Origin of the sequence: Kosakonia arachidis (assembly GCF_900116535.1) — a bacterium.
GTDB lineage: Bacteria > Pseudomonadota > Gammaproteobacteria > Enterobacterales > Enterobacteriaceae > Kosakonia > Kosakonia arachidis.
The window spans coordinates 517,173-542,728 of record NZ_FPAU01000004.1 but is presented as its reverse complement, the minus strand read 5'-3'; the positions used below and the strand labels follow the sequence as shown (position 1 = coordinate 542,728).

Genomic DNA, 25,556 nt, shown 5'->3' with positions numbered 1-25,556 from the left:
ATATTATAACATCCGACAACTTGTGCAACCTGTTAAATGCTATGACGAATCTTGTAACGCTCGACAATGTCACCGTTGCGTTTGGCCAACGGCGCGTCCTTTCTGACATTTCGCTCAACTTACGCGCTGGAAAAATTTTAACATTACTCGGCCCTAATGGTGCGGGTAAATCTACACTGGTGCGCGCAGTGCTGGGCCTGATAGCACCGGATGCGGGGATGATCAAGCGTGAAAAGAACCTGCGTATCGGCTATGTGCCGCAAAAATTGCATCTTGACGCCACCTTGCCGCTGACGGTAGGCCGCTTTATGCGTTTGCGCCCCGGCACCCTCAAAGACGAAATTGTTCCGGCGCTGAAACGCGTTCAGGCTGCCCATCTGGTGGATGCACCGATGCAAAAGCTTTCCGGAGGTGAAACGCAGCGTGTTTTACTGGCTCGCGCCCTGCTTAATAGCCCGCAGCTTTTAGTGTTGGATGAACCAACCCAAGGCGTAGACGTCAATGGCCAGGTTGCGCTCTACAATCTGATAGATCAACTGCGAAAAGAGCTCGACTGTGCGGTACTGATGGTTTCCCACGATCTGCATCTGGTGATGGCGAAAACGGATGAAGTCCTGTGCCTTAATCATCATATTTGCTGTTCAGGTACACCAGAAGTGGTTTCCATGCATCCGGAGTTTATCTCTATGTTCGGGCATCGCGGTGCGGAACAGCTTGGCATTTATCGCCATAACCATAACCACCGCCACGATCTGCAGGGCCGCATTGTTCTGCGCCAGGGTAATGGACAATCATGATTGAATTCTTACTGCCCGGCTGGCTGGCCGGGATCATGCTTGCCTGTGCTGCCGGGCCGCTGGGCTCATTTGTTGTCTGGCGACGGATGTCCTATTTTGGCGATACGCTGGCGCATGCTTCTTTACTGGGTGTTGCATTTGGTCTTCTGCTGGATGTGAATCCATTCTACGCTGTTATTGCTGTGACGTTACTGCTGGCAGCCGGTCTGGTGTGGCTGGAGAAAAGACCGCAACTGGCGATTGATACTCTGCTCGGCATAATGGCGCATAGTGCACTGTCTCTCGGGCTGGTCGTGGTCAGCTTGATGTCGAACATTCGCGTCGATTTGATGGCCTATCTGTTTGGCGATCTGCTGGCGGTGACGCCGGACGATCTGGTTGTCATTGCTTCTGGCGTGGTGGTGGTACTGGCGATCCTGCTCTGGCAGTGGCGTAACCTACTGTCGATGACCATCAGTCCGGAGCTGGCATTTGTTGACGGCGTAAAACTGCAACGCGTTAAACTGTTGCTGATGCTGGTTACTGCCCTGACTATTGGTGTCGCCATGAAATTCGTCGGTGCGCTGATCATCACTTCACTGTTAATTATCCCGGCAGCGACAGCGCGTCGATTCGCGCGAACGCCAGAGCAAATGGCGGCGGTTGCCGTAGGCGTTGGGATGATTGCGGTGACCGGCGGTCTGACCTTCTCCGCCTTCTATGATACGCCAGCAGGCCCGTCGGTCGTGCTGTGCGCAGCGCTGCTGTTTATCTTCAGCATGACCAGAAAACCCGTTAACTAAGTATTAGCATGCGCAGCCGGGTGAAATCATCCGCAACCGCCACTGACGTAAAAGGCCGGAAGCAGCGGCTATCGGCCTTTTTGTTTATGGCATTTTCGGGGGCGTGATGCCGAAGTGGTTCCAGGCCCGCACTGTCGCCATACGCCCACGCGGTGTCCTCTGTAAAAAACCTTGCTGAATTAAATACGGTTCCAGCACATCCTCAATGGTTTCCCGCTCCTCGCCTATTGCCGCCGCGAGGTTATCCAGCCCGACGGGACCGCCAAAGAATTTATCAATCACTGCCAGTAGAAGTTTGCGATCCATATAGTCAAACCCTTCCGCATCGACGTTCAGCATATCCAGTGCTTTCGCCGCGATTTCAGCCGTAATATCGCCATCATGTTTCACTTCGGCAAAATCGCGCACGCGGCGCAGCAGGCGGTTGGCGATACGCGGCGTACCGCGAGAACGACGCGCTACTTCCAGCGCGCCCTCTTCGCTCATCTCCAGACCCATATAACGGGCACTGCGACCGACAATATGTTGCAAATCGGCCACCTGGTAAAACTCCAGTCGCTGCACAATGCCAAAACGGTCACGCAGCGGTGAAGTCAGTGACCCCGCGCGCGTTGTCGCGCCAATCAGCGTAAAAGGTGGAAGATCGATCTTGATGGAACGCGCCGCCGGACCGTCACCGATCATGATATCGAGCTGGTAATCTTCCATCGCCGGATAGAGCACTTCTTCCACCACCGGTGAAAGACGGTGAATTTCATCAATGAACAGTACGTCGTGCGGTTCGAGGTTGGTGAGCATCGCTGCCAAATCGCCCGCTTTTTCCAGCACCGGACCAGAAGTGGTGCGCAAATTAACACCCATTTCGTTGGCGACAATATTCGCCAGCGTGGTTTTCCCAAGGCCAGGAGGACCAAAAATCAGCAGATGATCGAGCGCATCGCCGCGCAGTTTTGCCGCCTGGATAAAAATCTCCATTTGCGAACGAACCTGCGGCTGGCCGATATATTCATCGAGCATTTTCGGACGAATAGCGCGATCCACAACTTCTTCCACATCAGTACTGGCTGGAGCTACCAGACGGTCTGCTTCAATCATCCTCTACCTCACAACGCCGCGCGCAGCGCTTCACGGATCAGGGTTTCACTATTGGCATCCGGGCGGGCAAGCTTGCTAACCATCCGACTGGCTTCCTGAGGTTTATATCCCAGCGCCACCAGCGCGGCAACTGCTTCCTGCTCTGCGTCGTCCGTCGCCTGGCTGGCTGGAGAGGTAAGAACCAGATCGGCCGCCGGTGTGAAGAGATCGCCATGCAGACCTTTAAAGCGATCTTTCATTTCGACAATCAGGCGCTCTGCGGTCTTTTTACCGATACCTGGCAATTTGATCAGCGCGGCCGGATCTTCCCGTTCGACGGCGTTAACAAATTGCTGTGCCGACATGCCGGACAAAATCGCCAGCGCCAGTTTCGGTCCAACGCCATTTGTTTTGATCAGCTCGCGAAACAGCGTGCGCTCCTGTTTATTATTAAAACCGTACAGCAGTTGCGCATCTTCACGCACCACAAACTGGGTGAAAACCATCGCCTCTTTACCGGCATCCGGTAATTCATAAAAACAGGTCATCGGCATGTGCACTTCATAGCCCACGCCTCCCACTTCCAGCAGAACCAATGGGGGTTGTTTTTCTACAATAATGCCTCTGAGTCTGCCTATCACGTGACGCTCCTGCGCTATGGGCTAAGGTGTAATGCTGTATCATAAAAAAAGGCTGGATAGATATCCAGCCGAATATGGAAAGAAAAGCACGAGCGCGGTTCAGGAATTGGCGTAATACGCTTCATCGTCCAGATCGTCTAGCAACGTACGCTGCGTTGGCTGCCAGCCCAGCACTTTGCGCGTCTGTTCGCTTGATGCTGACATCTCCCCGGCCGCAAAATTAGCGAACCAGCCAAAATGTGCGGCTTCACGCGGTTCGGCTGGTAAACCAAGCATTTTGCCGATGGCAATGGCGATATCACGCATGGCAATCGCCTCCTCCGCAACCGCGTGGTAAACCGGCTGTGTCACGCCGCTTTCCAGTGCCAGCCGATAGACTTTCGCTGCATCAATGCGGTGTACCGCCGCCCAGTGATTGTTCACCTCTGCAGGCCAGCCAGCAACACCGGTTTCTTTTGCCAGTGCGATCAAAATGGGTACAAAGCCGTGATCGCCGATGCCATGTACGGTAGGCGCCAGACGGATACTCGCCGCGCGTACGCCTTTTTCAGCCAGCATCTGCGCCGCCTGTTCGGAACGACGAAGATAGTCCGGCCCTTCAGCCGGTTTGTCTGCTTCCGTTGCCGGGCGCCCCTGCACCAGCCTTGCCAGCCCCGAAGTTACTAATAGCGGACGCTCGGAGCCGAGTAACGCCTCTCCCAGGACTTCAATGGCGCGTTGATCCTGCACGCAATTCTGTGCAAAGCGTGAAAAATCATGATTGAACGCGGTGTGGATCACAGCATCGGCTTTCGCTGCCGCAGCAAGAAGAATATCGTGATCGTCCAGCGTCCCGTGAACCACTTGCCCGCCAGCGGCAAGCAGTGCCTGCGCCTTGTCTACATTTCGCACCAGGCCACTTACCTGATGCCCGGCGGCCAGTAATTCTGCCGCCACTGTTGCGCCGACCCATCCGGTCGCGCCAGTCAGAAAAACATGCATGCGTGTGCCTCCTTATGTTGACTCGCGCCGTTATCCTTATAAATATCCGTAATAGAGAAAAGTAGTGACTTTATCGTGGTATAAGGACTAACAGGATGCAGAGCGTTACACAGCCAAAAGATCTGGGCAGTTACCTGAAATCCCGCCGTGCACAGCTGGATCCCAACGCGCTGGGATTTCACACCGCACGCCGACGCACTCCGGGGCTGCGGCGGGAAGAAGTCGCACATCTGGCCTGTATTAGTGCTACCTGGTATACCTGGCTTGAACAAGGACGCGGCGGCACACCATCCGCAGAAGTGCTGGACAGAATTTGTCAGGCGTTGCGCCTTTCCGAACGGGAACGGGAGCATGTTTTTCACCTTGCTCTCGGGCGCGCGCCGGGCATACATTACGCGGCGACCGGCACAGTCACCGAAAGGCTGCAAAAGGTGTTGGACTGTATGCCCATCAGCCCGGCATTGATCCGTAATGCCACCTGGGATGTGCTGGCATGGAACAAAGCGGCCACCGTGGTTTTATCCGATTACCCCACATTGCCCGCACAGGAGCGAAATATTCTGCGCCGTATTTTCCTTAATCCGCAGGCTCGCGCAGCCCAAAGCGACTGGTACGCACTGGCGCGCTATCTGGTAGCGGCGTTTCGTGCCGATGCAACCCGTGCAGGAGCATCGGCGGAGATCCGCCCTCTGGTAGAAGAGCTGAGTTCAGCCTCTCCTGAATTTGCCGAGCTATGGCAAAGCAATAATATTGGCGGGATGGGAGAAGGCACTAAAATTCTGTTGCACAGGAATGTCGGCAAGTTGTCGCTGGAGTATTCGAGCTTTTCTGTTGAAGGACAACCCGATTTGACGATGGTGGTCTATAACCCATCGAATGAAGAGGATGCGCAAAAAATCCGCTCACTGTTATAAAAAAAGCGCCATTAACTGGCGCTTTTTAACGTAATCTTCCGCGAGCAAGATTAAGCCGTGTACTGCTGCTCACCTGCAAGGCGTTCTGATTGATATGGCAATGCGTAATGGCAATCGCCAGCGCATCAGCGGCATCCGCCTGCGGATTGGCCGGAAGTTTCAGCAAGGTTCGCACCATGTGCTGCACCTGGCTTTTTTCGGCGCTTCCAATACCGACAACCGTCTGTTTGACCTGACGGGCAGCATACTCAAAAACGGGGAGTTCCTGATTAACGGCGGCAACGATCGCCACACCGCGCGCCTGCCCAAGTTTCAGCGCTGAATCGGCATTTTTCGCCATAAACACCTGTTCGATGGCGAAAAAATCCGGCTGAAACTGGGTGATGATTTCCGTCACGCCTGCATAAATGAGCTTGAGGCGCGACGGTAAATCCTCGACCTTCGTGCGAATGCAGCCGCTGCCGAGGTAGGTCAGTTGCCTTCCTGTCTGGCGGATCACACCGTAACCGGTGACGCGCGAACCCGGGTCAATACCGAGAATAATCGCCATTATGCGCCTCCGGCCAGGGGTGGTTTAGTCAGCGACATTACAGTGTCGCCGCAACCTCATCGGAGATCTCACCGTTATGGTAGACTTCCTGTACGTCGTCGCAATCTTCCAGCATATCGATCAGACGCAGCAGTTTCGGCGCTGTGTCTGCATCCATATCTGCTTTGGTTGACGGAATCATCGACACTTCAGCGTTATCCGCTTTCAGGCCAGCCGCTTCCAGTGCATCACGCACGGCACCCATCTCTTCCCACGCAGTGTAGACGTCGATAGCACCGTCATCAAAGGTCACCACGTCTTCAGCACCGGCTTCCAGTGCCGCTTCCATGATGGTGTCTTCGTCGCCCGCTTCAAAGGAGATAACGCCTTTTTTGCTGAACAAATAAGCCACAGAACCGTCAGTCCCCAGGTTACCACCACATTTGCTGAAAGCATGACGCACTTCGGCAACGGTACGGTTGCGATTGTCACTCAGACATTCAACCATTACCGCGGTGCCGCCAGGGCCATAACCTTCATAAATGATGGTTTCCATATTCGAATCGTCATCGCCGCCCACACCGCGCGCGATAGCACGGTTTAAGGTGTCGCGGGTCATATTGTTGGACAACGCTTTATCCACCGCCGCGCGCAGACGCGGGTTGGAACCGATATCGCCGCCGCCCAGACGGGCAGCCGTAACCAGCTCGCGAATGATTTTGGTAAAGATCTTACCGCGCTTGGCATCCTGTGCTGCTTTGCGGTGTTTGGTGTTGGCCCATTTACTGTGACCTGCCATAAAAAACTCTCCAATAAAGCCATTTCCCTTCGCCTTTCAGCCCTCAGGTAATGTTGGCTTCCCCATCCGCACCAGTGACTTACCGAAGTAAGCTTCTGGCAGCGTCCGGCTTTGCCGCCTTTCTGAGAACTAAAATTCCGGGGAAATTTAGTCGGCGTTAATAACAAATTCTTCAATCGCCTGCCGGTTGCTCCACGATTTGGTTAATGCCGCCGCTGTGGGGGCATTAAGCCATCGGTACGTCAGATGTTCGGTAAAAACAATCGGACGTTCATGGGGCAGCGCAAGACAAAACCAGGATTCGGTATTGTGCGTTACGCCCGGCGCATAGCGATGACGTAAATGACTAAAGATTTCATACTCCACCGTGCGCTGACAGTCGACTAAGGTCAGTTGTTCGCAGACAACATCGATTTCGACCTCTTCCTTTACTTCACGCAGGGCGGCTTGCGTTGCATTCTCCCCTGCTTCCAGGCTGCCGGTTACCGACTGCCAGAAATCGGGGTCGTCGCGTCGCTGCAACATCAGCACCCGTTTCGTGTCCTGCGCGTAAATCACCACCAGCACGGAAACGGGATGCTTGAATGGCATCTTATTTATTCTCCGGGGTCTCTTTTTTGACCACCGCAATGCCCAGTTCCGCCAGCGCGGCCTGGCTAGCAAAACTCGGCGCTTCAGTCAGCAGGCAAGCCGCCGCCGTGGTTTTCGGGAACGCAATAACGTCACGAATGTTATCGGTACCGGTCAGCAGCATAGTCAGACGATCCAGACCGAATGCCAGACCCGCATGCGGCGGCGTACCGTATTTCAGCGCATCCAGCAGGAAGCCGAACTTCTCGCGCTGTTCCTGCTCGTTAATCCCCAGGATGCCGAACACAGTCTGCTGCATTTCGCCGCGGTGGATACGGACAGAACCACCGCCCACTTCGTAACCGTTGATCACCATGTCGTAGGCGTTAGCCACCGCATCTTCCGGGGCCGCTTTCAGCTCGGCAGCGCTCATGTCTTTCGGCGAGGTGAACGGATGGTGCATCGCCGTCAGACCGCCTTCGCCGTCATCTTCAAACATCGGGAAGTCGATAACCCACAGCGGGGCCCACTTCGCTTCGTCAGTCAGGTTCAGATCTTTGCCGAGTTTCAGACGCAGCGCGCCCAGCGCATCAGCAACCACTTTCTTGTGGTCCGCGCCGAAGAAAATCATGTCGCCGTCCTGCGCGCCGGTGCGCTCAAGGATCGCGCTGACAATTTCAGCATTCAGGAACTTGGCCACCGGGCTGGTGATGCCTTCCAGGCCTTTCGCCGCTTCATTGACCTTGATGTACGCCAGGCCTTTCGCGCCGTAGATTTCAATAAATTTGCCGTAGTCGTCAATTTGTTTACGGCTAAGTTGTGCGCCACCTGGCACACGTAGCGCGGCAACACGGCCTTTTGCATCATTTGCCGGGCCGGAGAAGACTTTAAATTCGACTGCTTTCAGCAGGTCAGCCACGTCCACCAGCTCCATCGGGTTACGCAGATCCGGTTTATCAGAACCATAACGGCGCTCTGCTTCAGCAAAGGTCATGACAGGGAAATTGCCCAGATCAACGCCTTTGATTTCCAGCCACAGTTGACGCACTAACGCTTCCATCACTTCACGCACCTGCGGCGCAGTCATGAAAGAGGTTTCCACATCAATCTGGGTAAATTCCGGCTGACGATCAGCGCGCAGGTCTTCGTCACGGAAGCATTTGACTATCTGATAATAACGGTCGAAACCGGACATCATCAGCAGCTGTTTGAACAGTTGAGGAGACTGCGGCAACGCGTAGAATTTGCCTTTATGAACGCGAGAAGGTACGAGGTAGTCGCGTGCACCTTCCGGCGTGGCTTTGGTCAGCATCGGCGTTTCGATATCGAGGAAGCCGTGATCGTCCATAAAGCGACGCACGAAACTGGTGATTTTCGCACGGGTTTTCAGGCGCTGCGCCATTTCTGGACGACGCAGATCGAGGTAGCGATATTTCAGACGTGCTTCTTCCGTGTTGACGTGGTTGGAGTCCAGCGGCAACACGTCGGAACGGTTGATGATGTTCAGTTCAGTGGCAAACACTTCAACTTCACCGGTAGCCATATCTTTGTTGACGTTTTTCGCGTCACGGGCACGGACGGTACCGGTAATCTGAATACAGAATTCATTACGCAGTTCAGCAGCGAGCTGGAACGCATCCTGACGGTCCGGGTCGAAAAACACCTGCACGATACCTTCACGATCGCGCATATCAATAAAGATAAGGCTGCCAAGGTCACGACGACGGTTGACCCACCCACAAAGCGTTACTTGCTGTCCCACATGGGACTGATTGAGCTGCCCGCAATATACTGTACGCATGAGATATCCCTTAACTTAGCTGCGCGCGACCTGTCACCTGCGCGGCAGGCATTCTGGTGGCAGCTATTTTCGTATGTCACTACTGGATGAAAAAAGGGGGTTATTATACTGGAAATTCTGACCAACGATAAGCCCGCTACTGACTGTACGCACGTTTGCTGCGCGCTTATTGCGCATTCTCACAAAATTTAACAAAATTTGTACACCGCGCAGACACACAGAACGCGTAAGGTATCCACCGACGTCATTCATTTTTCAGGAGTTATGATGCTGAAGCTTAATGCTGAGAAAACCGCTCTGGTGGTGATCGATTTACAGGAAGGGATTCTGCCTTTCGCTGGTGGTCCTCACACGGCACAGGACGTGGTAAAACGCGCCGCTGCTCTGGCGGAAAAATTTCGCGCAAACGGTGCACCTGTTGTGCTGGTGCGAGTGGGCTGGTCAGCTGATTTCGCCGAAGCGTTGAAACAACCCGTTGACGCTGCGACGGGCGGTCATGCACTGCCAGAGAACTGGTGGGTTTACCCACAGGCGCTGGGGAAAAAAGAGAGCGATATCGAAGTAACCAAACGTCAGTGGGGCGCCTTTTACGGCACTGATCTGGAACTGCAGCTTCGCCGTCGCGGTATCGACACTATCGTGCTATGCGGCATTTCCACCAATATCGGGGTGGAATCAACCGCCCGTAATGCCTGGGAACTTGGCTTCTCGCTGGTGCTTGCTGAAGATGCTTGCAGCGCGGCGAATGCCGAACAGCATCAGGCCAGCATGAAAAATATCTTCCCGCGGATCAGCCGCGTGCGCAGTACGAACGAGATCCTTAGCGCGTTATGATGTATGTCGGCCTGCCGCAATGGGCGCACCCAAAATGGGTGCGCCTTGGCATTAACAGTCTTGAGGCGTATGCCCGCCACTTCAACTGTGTTGAAGGCAACACCACGCTGTATGCGCTCCCTAAAGCGGAGGTCGTCGCGCGTTGGTACACCCAGACCAATGATGATTTTCGTTTCTGTTTTAAATTTCCGGCCACCATTTCGCACCAGGCAGCACTACGCCATTGCGACGACCTGACAGCGGAATTTTTCAGCCGCATGTCGCCGTTAGCAAAGCGAATAGGCCAGTACTGGTTACAGCTTCCGGCCGTTTTCTCACCGCATGACTTGCCTGCTCTGTGGGCTTTTCTCGATGCACTTCCCACGGAATTTACTTACGGCGTTGAAGTGCGCCACCCGCTTTTTTTCGCCAAAGGCGAAGAGGAGAAAGCCCTTAACCAGGGTTTGCATGCTCGCGGCGTCAACCGCGTGATCCTCGATAGCCGTCCAGTGCACAGCGCAATTGCGCACAGCCAGGCAGTGATTGAAGCCCAGCGCAAAAAACCGAAAGTGCCGGTACATGCGCTGGTCACCGCCCATCATCCCATGGTGCGTTTCATCGGTAGCGACAATATGGCACAGAATCGGCAGCTTTTTGCCGTCTGGCTGGAAAAGTTGCCGCTATGGGAGCAAACCACCACACCGTATCTTTTCCTGCATACCCCGGATATCGCCCAGGCCCCCGAACTGGTTGAGACGCTGTGGCAGGACCTTTACGCCGCCATCCCCGGTATTGGTGCGGCACCTTCCCTGCCGCTGCAATCTTCTCTTTTTTGAGTGAAGCACCTATCATTGATAAGCCATCGCCATCATTGTAAAGGGAGTTAGTATGGTTAGCGCGCTCTACGCCGTGCTGGGTGCATTGTTACTGCTGAAATTTTCTTTTGATGTTATCCGCCTGCGTTCGCAGTACCGCGTCAGTTATGGCGACGGAGGGTTCAGTGAACTGCAAAGCGCGATACGCATTCATGGTAATGCCGTGGAATATATTCCCGTCGCGCTGCTGCTGTTACTGTTGATGGAGATGGACGGCGCACAAACCTGGATGGTGCATATCTGCGGACTAATGTTGATTGGCGGCCGCCTGATGCATTATTACGGGTACCACCATCGGCTGGTTCGCTGGCGTCGTTCGGGTATGGATGCAACTTTTTGTTCGCTGATACTGATGGTGCTGGCCAATCTGTGGTATATGCCGTGGGAGTTGGTTTTCTCCCTGCATTAGCGCACAATACGCCCCTTTGTTTTCCCGGATATTTACACTATGTCTCACCGCGACACGCTTTTTTCTGCGCCTATCGCCAGCCTGGGTGACTGGACTTTCGACGAACGGGTAGCCGAAGTCTTCCCGGATATGATCCAGCGTTCCGTACCGGGTTACTCCAATATTATTTCGATGATCGGCATGCTGGCAGAGCGCTTCGTGCAGCCCGCCACGCAGGTTTACGATCTCGGTTGTTCACTCGGTGCCGCCACGCTATCGGTACGCCGCAACATTCATCAGGATGGCTGCAAAATTATTGCCGTGGATAACTCACCAGCGATGGTCGAACGCTGCCGCCGCCATATTGACGCCTACAAAGCGCCGACACCCGTTGAGGTGATCGAAGGCGATATTCGCAATATTCAGATCGAAAATGCCTCGATGGTAGTGCTCAACTTTACACTGCAATTTCTTGAGCCGGACGATCGCCTGAAGCTACTGCAAAAGGTCTATCAGGGGCTGAATCCGGGCGGCGCGCTGGTATTGTCGGAAAAATTCAGTTTTGAAGATAACACTGTCGGCGAGCTGCTGTTCAATATGCATCACGACTTTAAACGCGCCAACGGCTACAGCGAGCTGGAGATCAGCCAGAAACGCAGCATGCTGGAAAACGTTATGCTGACCGATTCCGTCGAGGCGCATAAAACACGCCTGTATAGTGCCGGGTTTGAACATAGCGAATTGTGGTTCCAGTGTTTTAACTTCGGTTCACTGGTCGCCCTGAAGGCGGAGAAGGCATGATCGAGTTTGGCCGTTTTTATCAGCAAATTGCCGTTGGCCCGTTAGCGCACTGGCTCGACACGCTGCCGCCGCAAATTTCCGCCTGGCAGAATCAGACACTGCACGGGCAGTTTAAACAGTGGAACAATGCGGTCGAATTTCTACCGCAGCTTACACCTACAAAACTGGATCTGCTCAACGGCGTGACGGCGCAAAGTGATGAGCCGCTGAGCGCCGGTCAGCTCAAGGGCATGGAAACGCTGCTGCGTAACCTGATGCCGTGGCGCAAAGGGCCATTTTCCCTGTATGGCATTGATATTGATACCGAATGGCGATCTGACTGGAAGTGGGATCGCGTGCTGCCGCACTTGTCAGACTTACGCGGACGTACCATTCTCGATGTCGGCTGCGGCAGCGGTTATCACCTGTGGCGCATGATTGGTGCCGGAGCATCGCTGGCAGTCGGGATCGATCCGACGCAACTTTTTTTATGTCAGTTCGAAGCGGTACGTAAGTTGCTGGGAGACGATCGCCGCGCGCATCTGTTGCCGTTGGGGATTGAGCAACTTCCGGCGCTGAATGCGTTCGATACCGTATTTTCGATGGGCGTACTTTATCACCGCCGTTCACCGCTGGAACATCTGTGGCAACTGAAAGATCAGCTGGTTAAAGAGGGTGAGCTGGTTCTGGAAACACTGGTAGTTGAAGGTGATGAGCATACCGTCCTGGTTCCGGGCGATCGCTACGCGCAAATGCGCAACGTCTACTTTATTCCTTCTGCACTGGCGCTGAAAAACTGGCTTGAGAAATGCGGTTTTGTTGATGTGCGTATCGCCGATATGTGCGTTACCAGCACTGAGGAGCAGCGCCGTACATCGTGGATGGTGACCGAATCGCTGGCGGATTTCCTTGATACGCATGACAGCACGAAAACCATCGAGGGCTATCCGGCGCCACTGCGCGCCGTGCTGGTTGCCCGTAAACCATAAGATAAAAAAAGGCCCCTGTTAATGGCAGGGGCCTGGTACGAGCAAGCATCATATTGGGCGACATGATGCGCGGTAAAAACTGTTACGGGCGCTGAAGCGCAATAATCTGCTTCATCTTCGCCACTGCCGCGCCGTCAACACCGTAATGGGCATATTCATCCGCCCGGGCATCCGACGACATCGATAATCCACTATTGCGATAACGCATTGGTGACGCGAACCAGCGTCCCGCTGAGCTGTGAACCTCTTTCACCCCCGCCTCCAGAAAGATTTCCAGGTTTTGCGGACGCACACCAGCACCAGCCATAATGATTGGAGCACCAGAGCGGGCATTAAGTTCCCTAATTAATGAAAGTCCTTTTTCCGCCGATGCCTGCTGACCGGAAGTGAGAATACGAACAACGCCTAATTCTGTGAGCGCATCGCAGGCCTGCTGCGGGTTGGCGCACATATCGAAGGCACGATGAAAGGTCACCGACATCCCCTGTGCAGCCGACATAATTTCCCGCATGCGCGGCATATCGACCAGGCCATCCTCGTTCAGCACCCCGGTTACCAGGCCGGGAAAACCGAGTTCACGCAGCAGATGGATATCGTTCAGCATGGCGGTGAATTCATCGGCGCGGTAACAAAAATCGCCGCCGCGCGGGCGAACAATTGGATGCACCGGAATCGTCACTCGATGACGGATGCTTTTCAGCGCACCGGCAGAAGGTGTTAACCCGCCCTCTTTCGGTGCCGCGCAAAACTCGATGCGATCAGCGCCTTGCTGCTGGGCGATCAATGCGTCATCAACGCCGTAACAACAGATTTCCAGTAAGGCCATAGCTCCTCCATTTGTTCATCATGACACGCTTATATAACGGCGAATCTGCGCGCCTTCACACCTGCGAGCGTCACTGCTCGCTGGCAACAATCTCTTCAATGGTCCACGGGTGAAATTTCACCGTCACTTTGCCGTCGGTTACCGCAAGCGTTGGGTTTGGCAAACGTTCGCGTTCCCCTTTTGGCGAACTGGTTTTCACGGCGATACCCGGCTGGCTTAACCCCTCATCAGCCAGCAGCGCCAGTGCACGAGCATTCAGAGCTTCTGGCTCGCCTGGCAGAACAATTTCGATATGCTCCCAGCCTTCGTGCGGATAGCGTTTCTCGCCCGGCCACGGCAGTTCAATCACCGTAAATGCCCAGTGCTCCACATGCAGCGGCTGATGCAATTTAAACAAGCATATCGGACGTCCGTTGATGATATTTTCCGATAGCAATTCACCGCACTGTTCAAATCCGCGTCGCCAGCGCTCCGCCGTAGTGTTCTGGTGGCAGCGCAGAGAAATATGGTCAGCATGAAGCGGCGCAATCGCCAGCCCTAATCTCGTGGTTAGCGCCCGCAAATCGTCGCGAAAACGCGGTAGATCCGCAACAATATCCTGCAGTTCTTCAATTTCTTGCCAGTTGTTCATAAGCCGTGCCCATATGTTGTCGCAAAGCGCATAATCTACCGTGTTATACGCCACTAACCAACTGGCTGGCCTTCTGTGCACCGGTGGATGATTTTCTGCACAGACCACGCGCGACGCGGTGCTGACGCCAACGGGCAATTGCAGTATACTCCCGCCTTTAATGAACACCCGGACGCGCCCACTTGTGTCGCGTCATAAACGTAAGGTATCCCGGTGAATATTCAGGCTCTTCTCTCAGAAAAAGTCAGTCAAGCCATGATTGCGGCAGGTGCTGCTGCCGATTGCGAACCACAGGTTCGTCAGTCAGCGAAAGTCCAGTTTGGCGACTATCAGGCTAACGGTGTAATGGCAGTGGCTAAAAAGCTGGGTATGGCGCCGCGACAACTGGCTGAGCAGGTTCTGTCTCATCTATCACTCGACGGGATTGCCAACAAAGTTGAAATCGCCGGGCCGGGTTTTATCAATATCTTCCTCGCGCCGGAATTTCTCGCGGCGCACGTTAATCAGGCACTAAAATCTGAACGTCTGGGCGTAACACAACCGCAGCCGCAGACCATTGTGGTTGACTACTCTGCGCCAAACGTGGCGAAAGAGATGCACGTTGGCCATCTACGCTCAACTATCATTGGCGATGCCTCCGTACGTACGCTGGAATTCCTCGGCCACAACGTTATTCGCGCGAACCACGTTGGCGACTGGGGCACCCAGTTCGGCATGCTGATTGCGTATCTCGAGCTGAAGCAGCAGGAAAACGCCGGAGAAATGGCGCTGGCAGATCTGGAAGGTTTCTACCGCGAAGCGAAAAAACATTACGACGAAGATGCCGCCTTCGCGGAACGCGCGCGCGGCTACGTGGTGAAACTGCAGGGTGGCGATGAATACTGCCGTGAAATGTGGCGCAAACTGGTCGACATCACAATGAGTCAGAACCAGAAAACCTATGAGCGTTTAAACGTTACCCTGACGCGCAAAGATGTGATGGGGGAAAGCCTCTACAACCCGATGCTACCTGGCATCGTTGCTGACCTGAAAGCGAAAGGCCTGGCGGTAGAAAGTGAAGGTGCCACCGTAGTGTTCCTTGATGAGTACAAAAACAAGGAAGGCGAACCGATGGGGGTTATCATCCAGAAGAAGGATGGTGGTTACCTGTACACGACGACCGATATCGCCTGCGCCAAATACCGTTATGAAACGTTGCATGCCGATCGTGTGCTCTACTACATTGATTCTCGTCAGCACCAGCATCTGATGCAGGCGTGGACTATTGTGCGTCAAGCCGGTTATGTGCCGGATTCTGTGCCACTGGAGCACCATATGTTCGGCATGATGCTGGGCAAGGATGGTAAACCGTTTAAAACCCGTGCTGGCGGTACGGTAAAACTCGCCGATCTACTGGATGAAGCGCTGGAGCGTGCACGCCGCCTGGTTGCTGAGAAAAACCCGGAAATGCCGGCAGACGAGCTGGAAAAACTGGCCAACGCGGTGGGCATCGGTGCGGTGAAATACGCGGATCTGTCGAAGAACCGTACCACCGACTACGTTTTCGACTGGGATAACATGCTGGCGTTTGAAGGCAATACCGCGCCATATATGCAGTATGCCTATACGCGCGTACTCTCCGTGTTCCGCAAAGCGGGTATTGAAGAGAGCGTGCTGGAGAATGCACTGGTTACCATCGCCGAAGAACGCGAATCACAACTGGCCGCTCGACTACTGCAATTTGAAGAAACGCTAAACGTTGTGGCTCGTGAAGGGACACCGCACGTGATGTGTGCCTACCTGTACGATCTGGCAGGTCTGTTTTCCGGTTTCTATGAGCACTGCCCGATTCTCTCCGCCGAGAATGAAGAGGTGCGTAACAGCCGTCTGAAACTGGCGCTGCTAACGGCGAAAACGCTGAAGCTGGGGCTGGATACGCTGGGTATTGAAACCGTCGACAGAATGTAAAAAACCGTCCGCCTCACCGGAGGCGGACTTTTTGTTACACTCTGGATAAGATTGAGCAGACGCGCATAACAATAAATGACAGAGTTAACAATAAAAGAACATTTATCTCAACGAATAAACACTATCATGGCGATAATAAGGTTCAGATCTCACTAATTGAGTGGATAGTTAATTGATTGTCAAATGACTCATGAATAACGACCTTGACAAGGGTCACCTCTACTGAATGGGAATAAATAAAAGTACGTTGCGCGATGTAAGCGTACAAATAGCCCGTAACTCGTTGGCTACCAATATATATAAGCGGCAAATATTTCGCGCCAACAATCCCTTCAAACGCGGTTATAAACCGGGATAGCTGCTCGTTCGTCATTCTCTTTTCATTGAGGTTGACCGCAGGGTCAATAACATAGCCACCCACTATTTCACCCATTTTCACCTCCGTGTTTACATAGCAGACAAATCTCAAACACCAATTAAAAGTAGACAATACAGAATCCATACAGTGTGTGCTTAATCACAATTTCATTAATGCCGAATAAATAATTCAATTACTCATCCAATGAGTTTTCTTAATAATTACAGTCAGGTTTATTATTTTCACCCGCATAAAAACAGGAGCAGATTATTCCAGATAAGAAAAAACCACTCACCATAAGCAGGAGCGGTTTTTAGTTTACGCATAGCAGGCTCAGAAATATTTACGCAAATATTCCGTCAGACAGAGCATGGCCATAGCCTGACCATATGGCATAGAGGTGAGTGGGATCTGGCGGTAGAACTCCAGGTTACTGCCCATGCCGGTGCCGAACGAAACCTGCAACAGCTCTCCTTCCGGCGAAATATTGCCAACGATCGCTTTGACCGCGTTTTCTGCCACCTCAGAATAATCAGCACTGATATAGCGTTTACGTAGCGCTTTCAAAATGCCGTAAGCAAACCCTGCCGTAGCCGAAGCCTCCAGATAGGAATCGGCATCGTCCAGCAATGTATGCCACAGCCCGCTTTCATGCTGGCATTTCGCCAGCGCGGCGACTTGTGCATTCAGCACCTGCAACAGATAACGGCGCACCGCGTTATTTTCCGGTATATCCACCAGCTCAAGAAAATCCGGAATCACGATAGTCAGCCAGCTATTGCCGCGCGCCCATCGTGCTTTGGCAAAGTTATGTTGCCCCTCGTAGTTCCAGCCGTGGAACCACAACCCGGTTTCTCGATCCATTAAATTTTGCACATGCAACAGGAACTGATAGACCGCCTCTTCCACATAGTCCGGGCGATTGAGCAACTTACCGATCTTCGCCAACGGCAGTACTGTCATCATCAGGGTGTCATCCCACATCTGCTGATGATTCTCTTCCGCCAGCGTAATGTGCTGCATGCCACCGTGATCGGTGCGTGGCATTTCGTTCATCGCCCACTCTGCCCAACTCTCCAGCCACGGCAAGTACGTTGGATTGCGCGTCTCTTCATAGCGGTACGCCAGCGTCAGGAACGGCGCCATGGTGTTGACATTTTTGGTGGTTGCCCCTTGCGCAAAACGGTCAGTGAACCAGCTATCAATCATCTCGCGAGTCGTCTCATCTCCGGTCTGGCGATAATACTGATACATCCCGTACAGCCCGACGCCGTGCGTCCACTCCCAGCCCCCCCAGCCCTTGGTGTCAATCACGCGGCCATCATCCAGCCGGAGTAAAAATTCGCCAGTAGTATCGTGAATGTTGACCAGGTTGTGCGTAACCCTGCGAATCAACGCTTTCAATTCATCACGGGCAATAAAATGCTCCGGCTGACGCAGTAACGGGCTGTGTTTGACAGGCCAAACCTTCATATTCTTAACCTCAGTTGTAAGTCGATTTCAGAGACACGTCTTTCAGGGAGGGCGCGGCAGGTTTATTACGATTCAGATAGCCAATATTGTTATTGCCCCACAGGGATTCGTACGGCATTCCCGCCAGCATCTCGACCGTTTCACGCGCCTGCGAGGTAATGCATTCCGGCATTGCACGGCCGCTTTGGCGCATTTTTGCCGTCTCTTCACGTAGCACGCCGTGCGTTTTCAGGTCCAGCTTGAAGCGTAGGGAAACGAGGAAACCGCAGCACAGGACGACGATAGTGCCAACGCACATGATCATCAGAATGGTGTGGCTCACTTCCGCCGCCTGGGTTTTCTGCCCGGAGACAAAACCAGAAGTCTGCATCACGATCCCCACCAGCATCACCGCACCGGCCTGTGAGGCTTTGCGCGTCAGCGTCATAATGCCAGCGAAAATCCCTTCCCGACGCTGGCCGGTGACCACTTCGTCAATGTCAGCGATGTAGGTGTAGGTATTCCACGGCACATAGTTGATACCGCCACGCCCCAGGCCAGCAACGGCAGAAATCAGCAGCAACAGTGAGTACACGTCACTCAAGCCAGTGTAATAAAGCACGCCGTACGACGAGGCGCTCAGACCGAACAGCACCACTACCATGCGGTAAGACGGCGCAGGTCCAAAGCGAATACATAGCGGGATCATGGCAATAACCGCAATGAACTGGAAGATAGCCATGGTGCCCATCAGGCTGGATGCCACTGAAGCTTCCTGCGTCAGCACAAACACCACGTAGTAAGTGAATACGGCGTTGAACACATCCTGGGCGATATAACCGCCGAGATACATACCCAGGTGCTGGCGGAAGATTTTGATACGCAGTGTTGAGCTCAGTTCTACAAACAGGCGACTCAGGCTCTGCCCGAGAGTAAGGTGTTTCTTCTCCACTTCCGCGCGCAGCGCTGCCTCCGTCCACTCTTCACGCGGGCGTTCCCAGGTGAAGCACCAGACAAACGTCAGCATCATGGCGCACATCACCGCGAACACCAGGCTGGCATAGAAGAAAGAGATCGGATTGTCTTTGCCAAAATGCGTCAGCAGGATCCCCGGCAGGAATGACGCCAGAATCGCTGACATTTGCGCCATTGAGATACGCGCGCCGGAGAATTTGGTTTTTTGTTTGAAGTCATCAGTCATTTCCGGCACCAGGGTTTCATAGGGCACCAGAATCATGGTGTAGACCACATCAAACAGCAGGTAGGTCAGCAGGTAATACCAAAAGCTCATGTCCCCTACCCACATGATTGAGTAGCTGAAGACACAAGGTATACCCAACAGAATAAAGAATTTACGGCGACCAAAACGTTTGCCCAGCCAGGTCGTACCGAAGTTATCGGTCAAAAAACCCATCAGCGGACTCACGACTGCATCCAGCACTCTCGCGGTTGCAAAAATAAATGTCGCTTCGATCGGTGTCAGACCACAAAATGTTGTGTAGAAATAGAGTAACCATGCGGCAGTCAATGCGGTCGTGCCCGCGCCCAAAAAGTCGCCAGAACCGTAGGCGAGGTAATTAACCAGTCCAATTTTGCGTGTTTTCATTGCCGTCAACCCTGTTCATTATTGGGGACCTTTGACAATCCGGCTTAGCCAAAGGAATTTCTTACACGGCTAAAGTAAGAGGATATGCAGCAGGAAACCTTTCTGTTTCTGCCAGCAAAAAGGGGTAACTGGCAAAAATGCAAAGAGTGTCGATACGCGCATCACTGTTTTATAAAACAGCGTTTCTAATTCTTCAAAAGGCATGGTCAAAAATGAGTGGCAGATAGCAAAATCCCGCGCTGATGGCGGGATCGAAGGCGAAAACAAACAGCTAAGCGATTGAGTTTATTGCCAGCAAAGCAGTTAACTTTTGGCTGGTTGACGGTAATTCACAATGACCTGATTGCTACGGACGCTCAGCGGCGGCCACAGACGCCCGCCGCCCGGCACTTCCCAGACGAAACGTAATTGTTCGGCTGCGGGTACATTAGCAAAACCGCGCGTTGAACCGCTCTGGCTATCGAGCGCCACGCAGCGCGTCTGCGAACAGAGACGCACCAGCAATCCCGCTGGCGTCGGGCCGTTAAGTTCATAGCGCCAGGACACTTCCGTTATCAGCCCATCGACCCGTTGCGTAGGCCCTAATGGCCGTGACGACGCAGCTACACCCCGGTTATCCAGCCGGATGCCAATGCTGCTAGCCTGCCAGGCGCCCTCACCCGCCGCACAGGCTAACAACGGCAGCGCGGCGATCAGAAAAGCAAGGTAACGCATTATTTACCCCCGATGGTTGCTGTCATGCGGATATGGCGATTGTCGGACATTTCCATATTCGACATCACCACCAGCTGCGGCAGGCTACGGCGCAAGAAGCGCGCCAGCAACGGACGCAGGGCATGGTTGACCAACAGCACCGGCGGCGCGCCGAGCATCTCCTGACGTGCCAGCGCTTCCTGAGTCTGCTCCAGTAAGCGGTCAGCAAGACCCGGCTCCAGACCGCCGCCGCCCTGCAGTGCTTGCAGCAGCAGGCGTTCCAGCGGCGTATCAAGGCCAATCACCTGCACTTCATCATTACCCGGGAACCACTGCTGCGTAATCGCACGGCCGAGCGCTACACGCACCACCGCGGTGAGTTCGTGTGGGTCGGTTTGCAGCGGTGCGTGCTCCGCCAGTGTTTCGAGAATGGTGCGCATATCGCGAATAGGCACTTTCTCCGCCAGCAGGTTTTGCAACACTTTATGCAGCGTGGTCAGCGTCACCACGCCCGGCACTAAATCTTCAGTCAGCTTCGGCATCTCCTGACTTACACGATCAAGCAGTTGCTGCGCTTCCTGACGGCCAAAAAGTTCCGCCGAGAACTGACCAATCAGGTGGTTGAGGTGCGTTGCCACCACGGTACTCGCTTCCACCACGGTAAAACCCTGGATTTGCGCCTGCTCTTTCAACGCGCTCTCGATCCAGATTGCTGCCAGACCAAAAGCCGGATCGACAGTCTGCTCGCCTGGCAGCGAACCGGCTGCTGTGCCAGGGTTAATCGCCAGCCAACGGCCCGGATAGGCTTCGCCGCTGCCAATTTCCACCCCTTTCATCAAGATACGATAACGTGCGGGCGGCAGATCCATGTTATCGCGAATATGCACCACCGGCGGCAGGAAGCCCATGTCCTGGGCAAATTTCTTACGAATACTGCGAATACGCCCCAGCAGCTCGCCGTCCTGCTGGAAATCCACCATCGGGATCAGGCGGTATCCCACTTCCATTCCGAGAGAATCTTCCAGTTGCACATCATTCCAGGTTGCTTCCACTGCCTGCGTGTTTTCCAGTACTTTCACCGGTGCCGCTTCGACAGGTGCCGCCTGTTGGCGTCCGCGCAACCACCAGGCAAGCCCGAGCAGCGCGGCAGTAAACAGCAGGAAGACAAAGTTCGGCATGCCAGGCACCATACCCAGCAGACCAAGAACACCGGCGCTCAGCAACATAACGCGCGGGTTAGAGAAGAGTTGACCAACCATTTGCTGGCCAACATCTTCATCGGTGCTGACGCGTGTGACGATAACGCCCGCTGCGGTTGAAATAACCAGCGCAGGGATCTGCGCGACAAGGCCGTCACCGATGGTCAACAGGGTATAGCTCTCCGCCGCATCACCCATCGACAGACCATGTTGCAGTACACCAACGAGCAGACCGCCGATGATGTTGATCACCATGATCATAATACCGGCTACGGCGTCGCCACGAACGAACTTACTCGCACCGTCCATTGAGCCGTAGAAATCGGCTTCCTGCGTCACTTCCGAACGGCGGCGTTTCGCCTCATCTTCGCCGATGATCCCGGCGTTAAGGTCGGCATCGATCGCCATCTGCTTACCAGGCATCCCGTCCAGCACGAAGCGCGCACCCACTTCCGCGATACGTCCTGCACCTTTGGTGATAACCATAAAGTTGATGATCACGAGGATGACGAACACCACGATACCGATGGCAAAGTTGCCACCGACCAGGAAGTGGCCAAAGGCTTCAACTACGCGTCCTGCGGCGGCGGCACCAGTATGCCCTTCCATCAGAATGATACGCGTAGAGGCCACATTGAGCGCCAGGCGCAGCAAGGTGGTGAACAGCAGAATGGTCGGGAAGGCGGCAAATTCGAGCGTGCGCTGGGTGAACATCGCCACCAACAGCACCATGATCGACAGCGCGATATTAAAGGTAAACAGCAGGTCGAGGACAAACGCCGGCAGCGGCAGCACCATCATCGACAAAATAAGCAAAATGAGCACAGGCCCGGCAAGCAATTGCCATTGGGTCGATTTCAGATTGCTGGGCAGACGCAGCATTGCTACCAGATTAGCCATCAGTGTCCTTCTCGTTCATAAAATCCAGCGCTTCAGGCACCGGAAGATTCTCAGGTTTAACAGGTCGTTGTCCGCCTGACAGCCGCCAGCGTTTCAACTGCCATACCCACGCCAGCACTTCGGCTACCGCGGCATAAAGCTGGCCCGGGATCTGCTGTCCAATTTCCGCATGGCGGAAAAGCGCACGCGCCAGTGGTGGTGCTTCCAGAATCGGCACGCGATTTTCTGTACCCAACTCGCGAATACGCAGTGCTACCAGACCGGAGCCTTTCGCCACCACTTTCGGCGCGCTCATTTTATTTTCGTCATATTGCAGCGCGACAGCATAGTGCGTCGGGTTGGTGACAATGACATCGGCTTTCGGTACATCGGCCATCATCCGGCGGCGAGCGGCGGCACGCTGCATCTGGCGGATGCGACTTTTGATATGCGGGTCGCCTTCGCTCTGCTTAAATTCGTCACGGATGTCCTGGCGCGACATGCGCAATTTTTTCAAATGGCTGTATATCTGCCAGAAAACATCGAAACCGACCATCGGTATGATGCTCAGCGACACCAGAAGCGCACAGAGCCCGGCCAGATTAAGGGCGCTGGCCATGGCCGTTAACGGCGATTCGCTCATCATGCGCATCATATCCGGCCAGTGATGCCAGACGAAGGTCCCGGCGACGCTGCCCATCAGCAAAGCTTTCATTAACGCTTTGAACAGTTCAGCACCCACCTGGGAAGAAAATAGCCGCCCAAGACCGCTCAGAGGATTGAGCTTGGAAAAATTAAACTCCAGTGACTTGGTGCTAAAAACCAGACCACCCAACATTACTGGCGCAACGAGCGCGATAATGACCACACCAGTCAATAGAGGCAGCATTCCCAGCAGTGCCGTTTTCAGCATCATGATAACCTGACCAACAAACAGCGCCGGATCGTTGATGATTTTATGATCGAAGCGCAGCCCGGAAGAGAGCGCCATCGATAACCGTCGACCAAACACCTCGCCGCCAAACCACAGAATGCAAACACCCACCAACATCACCAACAGTGATGTCAACTCTTTTGATCGGGGGACTTGCCCTTCTTCGCGCGCCTTTTCTAGTCGGTGCGCTGTGGGGGCTTCTGTTTTGTCTTCGTTGTCTTCAGAGGCCACGGCCTGCATCCACGGATTACGGATTTGACAACATATTGCCAGAGTCAAGGGTATCTAATGGGAAGAGTAAGGCATAAAAACAGGGGGTTTTCGCCATTTGAATTGCCCTTCAGGGGTCATCCATACGCCCGAAACGAGGGTAAAACGGCAATGTGACATGAAAAATTCTGCCTAAACGCCATTTTTTGTCCCCCGGTTCCGATTGTTAACGACTGAACAGAATTGCAGGCAATCTCCTTTATAATAATCGGCTTCGAGTATAATCCTGCAGGGACGTCACTTTTTTATGCCACCACAATCGGACCGGACATCGCATACTGCTGTGTGTATCGCAGCGTTTGTTATCTATTACAGCCTGTTCTATTTCGCTATTTTCATTCCGGGTTTTATTCGTCTTCATCAAAATGGCCTCGACGGCCCGTTTCTGCATGGTGCACTATTGCTCCCCTGCTCACTGTTGCTGTGGCGTTATTACGGACGTCACTATGACGGGCAACTGCCTTTCGGTACGCTGGCGTGGCGAAACCTTGCTGCACCGTTGCTGGCGCTGGTGGCGATGCTGGTAATGGAAAAGCTATTCCAGCAGCCTGAGCCGTGGCTGGACACGCTGAAAGGGTATACAGGGTTAACCCGTTGGGCGTGGATATTCACGGCCTGTCTGATAGCTCCGGTGAGTGAAGAGATTGTTTTTCGCGGCTTTTTGCTCAATGCCAGCCTGGGATGGGAAAAAGTGCCACGGCACGTCGGTATTGTGATCACGTCTTTATTGTTTGCCGCCATTCATATGCAATATCAGGCACCGATCACTTTTATACAGTTGTTTATTTTTTCTGCGCTATTATGTGTCGTTCGACTCGGCACAGGCGGACTTTTGATACCGATAGTGCTACATGCACTGTCGAATCTCTTCGCGGTGGGCGATATCTTTCTGCAATAAAAAAGGGAAGGTTTCCCCTCCCTTTTCTCTGGTGTACTGACTTCCCCTTCCAGCTGTCTGAAGGGAAATGTGCCGACAAATCAGAAACCGAGGCTGTCCAGCAAGTCGTCCACCTGATCCTGGCTTGCCACCACGCCCGCTTTGGTGGCGTCGAGCTGAGGACCATTGAGCAGGCTTTCGTTTTCGCGTTTCGGGCGCGCAGACTGATCCGGGATGTTTTCCAGCAGCACCATCAGCAGCTGGCGCTCGATCTCCTGGATTACGTCCATCATGCGCTTGATCACCTGACCGGTAAGATCCTGGAAATCCTGCGCCATCATGATGTCCAGCAACTGAGCATTGGTGAAGCTGGTATGGCCAGGAATTTCACCGAGAAACTTACGGGTATCCGTCACCAGTTCACGGGCGTCAGCCAGTTCAATCGGGTTCTCGAACCACTCATCCCAGCGCTTGCTCAGCACTTTCGAGGTTTTTTCCATCTCATCCTGGTGAGGCTGAGAGGCTTCCACGCTGTTCAGCGCACGCTCTGCGGCCTGCGCTGTCATCTGAACTACATAATCCAGTCGATCGCGCGCATCCGGAATCGCTTCCGCCGCTTCGGCAATCGCTTGATCCAGGCCTAACTCGCGCAGACTATCGCGCAGCATGCGCGTCAGGCTACCGATGCGGGCAATAATATCGCTGGGCGAATGCTCTTCAGAAGGTTTTATTGAAGGTTGCAACATAGTCCGGTCCTCACATGCCAAGTTTCTCGAAGATCTTACCGAGCTTCTCTTCCAGGGTGGCTGCGGTGAACGGTTTCACCACGTAGCCGCTCGCACCAGCCTGCGCCGCCGCAATGATGTTCTCTTTTTTCGCTTCAGCCGTCACCATCAGCACCGGCAAGGAAGCCATCTTGCTGTCGGCACGGATGGTTTTCAGCAGTTCCAGACCATCCATATTCGGCATGTTCCAGTCAGAGATGACAAAACCAAAACCACCGGTCTGCAATTTGTTTAACGCATCAACACCGTCTTCCGCTTCTTCGACGTTGTTGAATCCCAGCTCTTTCAGCAGGTTGCGCACAATGCGACGCATGGTGGAAAAGTCATCCACGACCAAAAACCTAAGCTCTTTATCCGCCATAAAAA

At 53.8% G+C, this 25,556-nt stretch carries 27 protein-coding genes; 10 read left to right on the top strand and 17 right to left on the bottom strand.

Annotation, left to right across the window (positions count from 1 at the left end):
- Positions 1-41 precede the first annotated feature (41 nt).
- Both znuC and znuB read left to right on the top strand, forming a co-directional pair.
- Positions 42-797 (top strand): zinc ABC transporter ATP-binding protein ZnuC, encoded by a 756-nt coding sequence (gene znuC, locus BM427_RS17530; RefSeq protein ID WP_090123665.1) that lies wholly within the window; start codon positions 42-44, stop codon positions 795-797.
- Positions 794-1,579: a zinc ABC transporter permease subunit ZnuB gene (gene znuB, locus BM427_RS17525; RefSeq protein WP_090123664.1), complete on the top strand. Its 786-nt coding sequence runs from the start codon at positions 794-796 to the stop codon at positions 1,577-1,579. Before znuC ends, znuB begins: the two co-directional genes overlap by 4 nt.
- Positions 1,580-1,663: 84 nt before the next feature.
- On the opposite strand, the gene ruvB is transcribed toward znuB, so the two are convergent.
- The 3 genes from ruvB to BM427_RS17510 form a co-directional block, all read right to left on the bottom strand.
- Complete coding sequence (gene ruvB, locus BM427_RS17520) at positions 1,664-2,674, bottom strand: Holliday junction branch migration DNA helicase RuvB (protein ID WP_090123663.1); 1,011 nt, start codon at positions 2,672-2,674, stop codon at positions 1,664-1,666.
- 8 nt (positions 2,675-2,682) lie between these two features.
- Positions 2,683-3,294 (bottom strand): Holliday junction branch migration protein RuvA, encoded by a 612-nt coding sequence (gene ruvA / locus BM427_RS17515; RefSeq protein WP_090123661.1) that lies wholly within the window; start codon positions 3,292-3,294, stop codon positions 2,683-2,685.
- 99 nt (positions 3,295-3,393) lie between these two features.
- On the bottom strand, positions 3,394-4,275 hold the full coding sequence (locus tag BM427_RS17510; protein ID WP_090123659.1) for an SDR family oxidoreductase: 882 nt from the start codon (positions 4,273-4,275) through the stop codon (positions 3,394-3,396).
- 95 nt (positions 4,276-4,370) lie between these two features.
- Between BM427_RS17510 and BM427_RS17505 the strand changes: the two genes are divergently transcribed.
- Complete coding sequence (locus BM427_RS17505) at positions 4,371-5,189, top strand: helix-turn-helix transcriptional regulator (protein ID WP_090123658.1); 819 nt, start codon at positions 4,371-4,373, stop codon at positions 5,187-5,189.
- A gap of 25 nt (positions 5,190-5,214) precedes the next feature.
- Here BM427_RS17505 and ruvC read toward each other — a convergent pair whose 3' ends face one another.
- From ruvC to aspS, 4 genes are all read right to left on the bottom strand, one after another.
- Positions 5,215-5,739 (bottom strand): crossover junction endodeoxyribonuclease RuvC, encoded by a 525-nt coding sequence (ruvC, locus tag BM427_RS17500; protein ID WP_090123656.1) that lies wholly within the window; start codon positions 5,737-5,739, stop codon positions 5,215-5,217.
- 37 nt (positions 5,740-5,776) lie between these two features.
- Complete coding sequence (locus tag BM427_RS17495) at positions 5,777-6,517, bottom strand: YebC/PmpR family DNA-binding transcriptional regulator (protein ID WP_090123655.1); 741 nt, start codon at positions 6,515-6,517, stop codon at positions 5,777-5,779.
- A gap of 147 nt (positions 6,518-6,664) precedes the next feature.
- Positions 6,665-7,108, bottom strand: coding sequence for a dihydroneopterin triphosphate diphosphatase (gene nudB / locus BM427_RS17490; protein ID WP_090123653.1), 444 nt, complete (start codon positions 7,106-7,108; stop codon positions 6,665-6,667).
- Between the two features lies 1 nt (position 7,109).
- Entirely contained in the window at positions 7,110-8,888 is a 1,779-nt protein-coding gene (gene aspS, locus BM427_RS17485) for an aspartate--tRNA ligase (protein ID WP_090123652.1), read from the bottom strand.
- Positions 8,889-9,155: 267 nt separating this feature from the next.
- On the opposite strand from aspS, the gene BM427_RS17480 reads away from it, so the two are divergent.
- Genes BM427_RS17480 through cmoB form a run of 5 tightly spaced genes read left to right on the top strand, consistent with a single transcriptional unit; the run spans position 9,156 to position 12,733 of the window.
- Positions 9,156-9,722, top strand: a complete 567-nt coding sequence (locus tag BM427_RS17480; protein ID WP_090123650.1) for a hydrolase — start codon at positions 9,156-9,158, stop codon at positions 9,720-9,722.
- On the top strand, positions 9,719-10,537 hold the full coding sequence (locus tag BM427_RS17475) for a DUF72 domain-containing protein (RefSeq protein WP_090123649.1): 819 nt from the start codon (positions 9,719-9,721) through the stop codon (positions 10,535-10,537). The genes BM427_RS17480 and BM427_RS17475 overlap by 4 nt, the downstream gene beginning before the upstream one ends.
- 52 nt (positions 10,538-10,589) lie before the next feature.
- Positions 10,590-10,985 carry an MAPEG family protein gene (locus BM427_RS17470; protein WP_090123647.1) on the top strand — a complete coding sequence of 132 codons (396 nt, stop codon included), beginning with the start codon at positions 10,590-10,592 and terminating at the stop codon, positions 10,983-10,985.
- 39 nt (positions 10,986-11,024) lie between these two features.
- Positions 11,025-11,765, top strand: coding sequence for a carboxy-S-adenosyl-L-methionine synthase CmoA (gene cmoA, locus BM427_RS17465; RefSeq protein WP_090123645.1), 741 nt, complete (start codon positions 11,025-11,027; stop codon positions 11,763-11,765).
- Positions 11,762-12,733 carry a tRNA 5-methoxyuridine(34)/uridine 5-oxyacetic acid(34) synthase CmoB gene (gene cmoB, locus BM427_RS17460; protein ID WP_090123642.1) on the top strand — a complete coding sequence of 324 codons (972 nt, stop codon included), beginning with the start codon at positions 11,762-11,764 and terminating at the stop codon, positions 12,731-12,733. Before cmoA ends, cmoB begins: the two co-directional genes overlap by 4 nt.
- 82 nt (positions 12,734-12,815) lie before the next feature.
- Here cmoB and cutC read toward each other — a convergent pair whose 3' ends face one another.
- The gene (cutC, locus tag BM427_RS17455) at positions 12,816-13,559 is read right to left on the bottom strand and encodes a copper homeostasis protein CutC (RefSeq protein ID WP_090123640.1); all 744 of its coding nucleotides are present in this window, start codon (positions 13,557-13,559) and stop codon (positions 12,816-12,818) included.
- Between the two features lie 70 nt (positions 13,560-13,629).
- Positions 13,630-14,190, bottom strand: a complete 561-nt coding sequence (locus tag BM427_RS17450; RefSeq protein WP_090123638.1) for a VOC family protein — start codon at positions 14,188-14,190, stop codon at positions 13,630-13,632.
- A gap of 213 nt (positions 14,191-14,403) precedes the next feature.
- Between BM427_RS17450 and argS the strand changes: the two genes are divergently transcribed.
- Positions 14,404-16,137: an arginine--tRNA ligase gene (gene argS / locus BM427_RS17445; RefSeq protein WP_090123636.1), complete on the top strand. Its 1,734-nt coding sequence runs from the start codon at positions 14,404-14,406 to the stop codon at positions 16,135-16,137.
- Between the two features lie 142 nt (positions 16,138-16,279).
- Here the strand turns inward: argS and BM427_RS17440 are convergent, their stop codons facing one another.
- The 6 genes from BM427_RS17440 to flhB all read right to left on the bottom strand — a co-directional run bounded on the left by BM427_RS17440 (position 16,280) and on the right by flhB (position 23,498).
- Positions 16,280-16,570: a hypothetical protein gene (locus BM427_RS17440; RefSeq protein ID WP_090123633.1), complete on the bottom strand. Its 291-nt coding sequence runs from the start codon at positions 16,568-16,570 to the stop codon at positions 16,280-16,282.
- Between the two features lie 258 nt (positions 16,571-16,828).
- On the bottom strand, positions 16,829-17,968 hold the full coding sequence (gene bglB / locus BM427_RS17435; protein ID WP_090123631.1) for a beta-galactosidase BglB: 1,140 nt from the start codon (positions 17,966-17,968) through the stop codon (positions 16,829-16,831).
- 10 nt (positions 17,969-17,978) lie between these two features.
- Positions 17,979-19,553 carry an MFS transporter gene (locus BM427_RS17430; protein ID WP_090123629.1) on the bottom strand — a complete coding sequence of 525 codons (1,575 nt, stop codon included), beginning with the start codon at positions 19,551-19,553 and terminating at the stop codon, positions 17,979-17,981.
- Between the two features lie 303 nt (positions 19,554-19,856).
- The gene (gene flhE / locus BM427_RS17420) at positions 19,857-20,267 is read right to left on the bottom strand and encodes a flagellar protein FlhE (protein ID WP_090123625.1); all 411 of its coding nucleotides are present in this window, start codon (positions 20,265-20,267) and stop codon (positions 19,857-19,859) included.
- Positions 20,267-22,345 carry a flagellar biosynthesis protein FlhA gene (gene flhA, locus BM427_RS17415; protein ID WP_090123623.1) on the bottom strand — a complete coding sequence of 693 codons (2,079 nt, stop codon included), beginning with the start codon at positions 22,343-22,345 and terminating at the stop codon, positions 20,267-20,269. The genes flhE and flhA overlap by 1 nt, the downstream gene beginning before the upstream one ends.
- Positions 22,338-23,498, bottom strand: a complete 1,161-nt coding sequence (gene flhB / locus BM427_RS17410) for a flagellar biosynthesis protein FlhB (RefSeq protein ID WP_090123621.1) — start codon at positions 23,496-23,498, stop codon at positions 22,338-22,340. Before flhB ends, flhA begins: the two co-directional genes overlap by 8 nt.
- A gap of 277 nt (positions 23,499-23,775) precedes the next feature.
- Between flhB and BM427_RS17405 the strand changes: the two genes are divergently transcribed.
- The gene (locus BM427_RS17405; RefSeq protein ID WP_167518501.1) at positions 23,776-24,426 is read left to right on the top strand and encodes a CPBP family intramembrane glutamic endopeptidase; all 651 of its coding nucleotides are present in this window, start codon (positions 23,776-23,778) and stop codon (positions 24,424-24,426) included.
- Positions 24,427-24,506: 80 nt separating this feature from the next.
- On the opposite strand, the gene cheZ is transcribed toward BM427_RS17405, so the two are convergent.
- Together cheZ and cheY are read right to left on the bottom strand one after the other, a co-directional pair.
- Entirely contained in the window at positions 24,507-25,151 is a 645-nt protein-coding gene (cheZ, locus tag BM427_RS17400) for a protein phosphatase CheZ (protein ID WP_090123619.1), read from the bottom strand.
- A 10-nt stretch (positions 25,152-25,161) separates the two neighbouring features.
- On the bottom strand, positions 25,162-25,551 hold the full coding sequence (gene cheY, locus BM427_RS17395) for a chemotaxis response regulator CheY (protein ID WP_090123617.1): 390 nt from the start codon (positions 25,549-25,551) through the stop codon (positions 25,162-25,164).
- Positions 25,552-25,556 lie beyond the last annotated feature (5 nt).

Excerpts from the sequence above, each read along its gene's own strand:
- znuC (WP_090123665.1), top strand. The coding sequence starts at position 42 with ATGACGAATCTTGTAACGCTCGACAATGTCACCGTTGCGTTTGGCCAA.
- znuB (WP_090123664.1), top strand. The coding sequence starts at position 794 with ATGATTGAATTCTTACTGCCCGGCTGGCTGGCCGGGATCATGCTTGCC.
- ruvB (WP_090123663.1), bottom strand. The coding sequence starts at position 2,674 with ATGATTGAAGCAGACCGTCTGGTAGCTCCAGCCAGTACTGATGTGGAA.
- BM427_RS17510 (WP_090123659.1), bottom strand. The coding sequence starts at position 4,275 with ATGCATGTTTTTCTGACTGGCGCGACCGGATGGGTCGGCGCAACAGTG.
- BM427_RS17505 (WP_090123658.1), top strand. The coding sequence starts at position 4,371 with ATGCAGAGCGTTACACAGCCAAAAGATCTGGGCAGTTACCTGAAATCC.
- ruvC (WP_090123656.1), bottom strand. The coding sequence starts at position 5,739 with ATGGCGATTATTCTCGGTATTGACCCGGGTTCGCGCGTCACCGGTTAC.
- BM427_RS17495 (WP_090123655.1), bottom strand. The coding sequence starts at position 6,517 with ATGGCAGGTCACAGTAAATGGGCCAACACCAAACACCGCAAAGCAGCA.
- nudB (WP_090123653.1), bottom strand. The coding sequence starts at position 7,108 with ATGCCATTCAAGCATCCCGTTTCCGTGCTGGTGGTGATTTACGCGCAG.
- aspS (WP_090123652.1), bottom strand. The coding sequence starts at position 8,888 with ATGCGTACAGTATATTGCGGGCAGCTCAATCAGTCCCATGTGGGACAG.
- BM427_RS17480 (WP_090123650.1), top strand. The coding sequence starts at position 9,156 with ATGCTGAAGCTTAATGCTGAGAAAACCGCTCTGGTGGTGATCGATTTA.
- BM427_RS17475 (WP_090123649.1), top strand. The coding sequence starts at position 9,719 with ATGATGTATGTCGGCCTGCCGCAATGGGCGCACCCAAAATGGGTGCGC.
- BM427_RS17470 (WP_090123647.1), top strand. The coding sequence starts at position 10,590 with ATGGTTAGCGCGCTCTACGCCGTGCTGGGTGCATTGTTACTGCTGAAA.
- cmoA (WP_090123645.1), top strand. The coding sequence starts at position 11,025 with ATGTCTCACCGCGACACGCTTTTTTCTGCGCCTATCGCCAGCCTGGGT.
- cmoB (WP_090123642.1), top strand. The coding sequence starts at position 11,762 with ATGATCGAGTTTGGCCGTTTTTATCAGCAAATTGCCGTTGGCCCGTTA.
- cutC (WP_090123640.1), bottom strand. The coding sequence starts at position 13,559 with ATGGCCTTACTGGAAATCTGTTGTTACGGCGTTGATGACGCATTGATC.
- BM427_RS17450 (WP_090123638.1), bottom strand. The coding sequence starts at position 14,190 with ATGAACAACTGGCAAGAAATTGAAGAACTGCAGGATATTGTTGCGGAT.
- BM427_RS17440 (WP_090123633.1), bottom strand. The coding sequence starts at position 16,570 with ATGGGTGAAATAGTGGGTGGCTATGTTATTGACCCTGCGGTCAACCTC.
- bglB (WP_090123631.1), bottom strand. The coding sequence starts at position 17,968 with ATGAAGGTTTGGCCTGTCAAACACAGCCCGTTACTGCGTCAGCCGGAG.
- BM427_RS17430 (WP_090123629.1), bottom strand. The coding sequence starts at position 19,553 with ATGAAAACACGCAAAATTGGACTGGTTAATTACCTCGCCTACGGTTCT.
- flhE (WP_090123625.1), bottom strand. The coding sequence starts at position 20,267 with ATGCGTTACCTTGCTTTTCTGATCGCCGCGCTGCCGTTGTTAGCCTGT.
- flhA (WP_090123623.1), bottom strand. The coding sequence starts at position 22,345 with ATGGCTAATCTGGTAGCAATGCTGCGTCTGCCCAGCAATCTGAAATCG.
- flhB (WP_090123621.1), bottom strand. The coding sequence starts at position 23,498 with ATGCAGGCCGTGGCCTCTGAAGACAACGAAGACAAAACAGAAGCCCCC.
- BM427_RS17405 (WP_167518501.1), top strand. The coding sequence starts at position 23,776 with ATGCCACCACAATCGGACCGGACATCGCATACTGCTGTGTGTATCGCA.
- cheZ (WP_090123619.1), bottom strand. The coding sequence starts at position 25,151 with ATGTTGCAACCTTCAATAAAACCTTCTGAAGAGCATTCGCCCAGCGAT.
- cheY (WP_090123617.1), bottom strand. The coding sequence starts at position 25,551 with ATGGCGGATAAAGAGCTTAGGTTTTTGGTCGTGGATGACTTTTCCACC.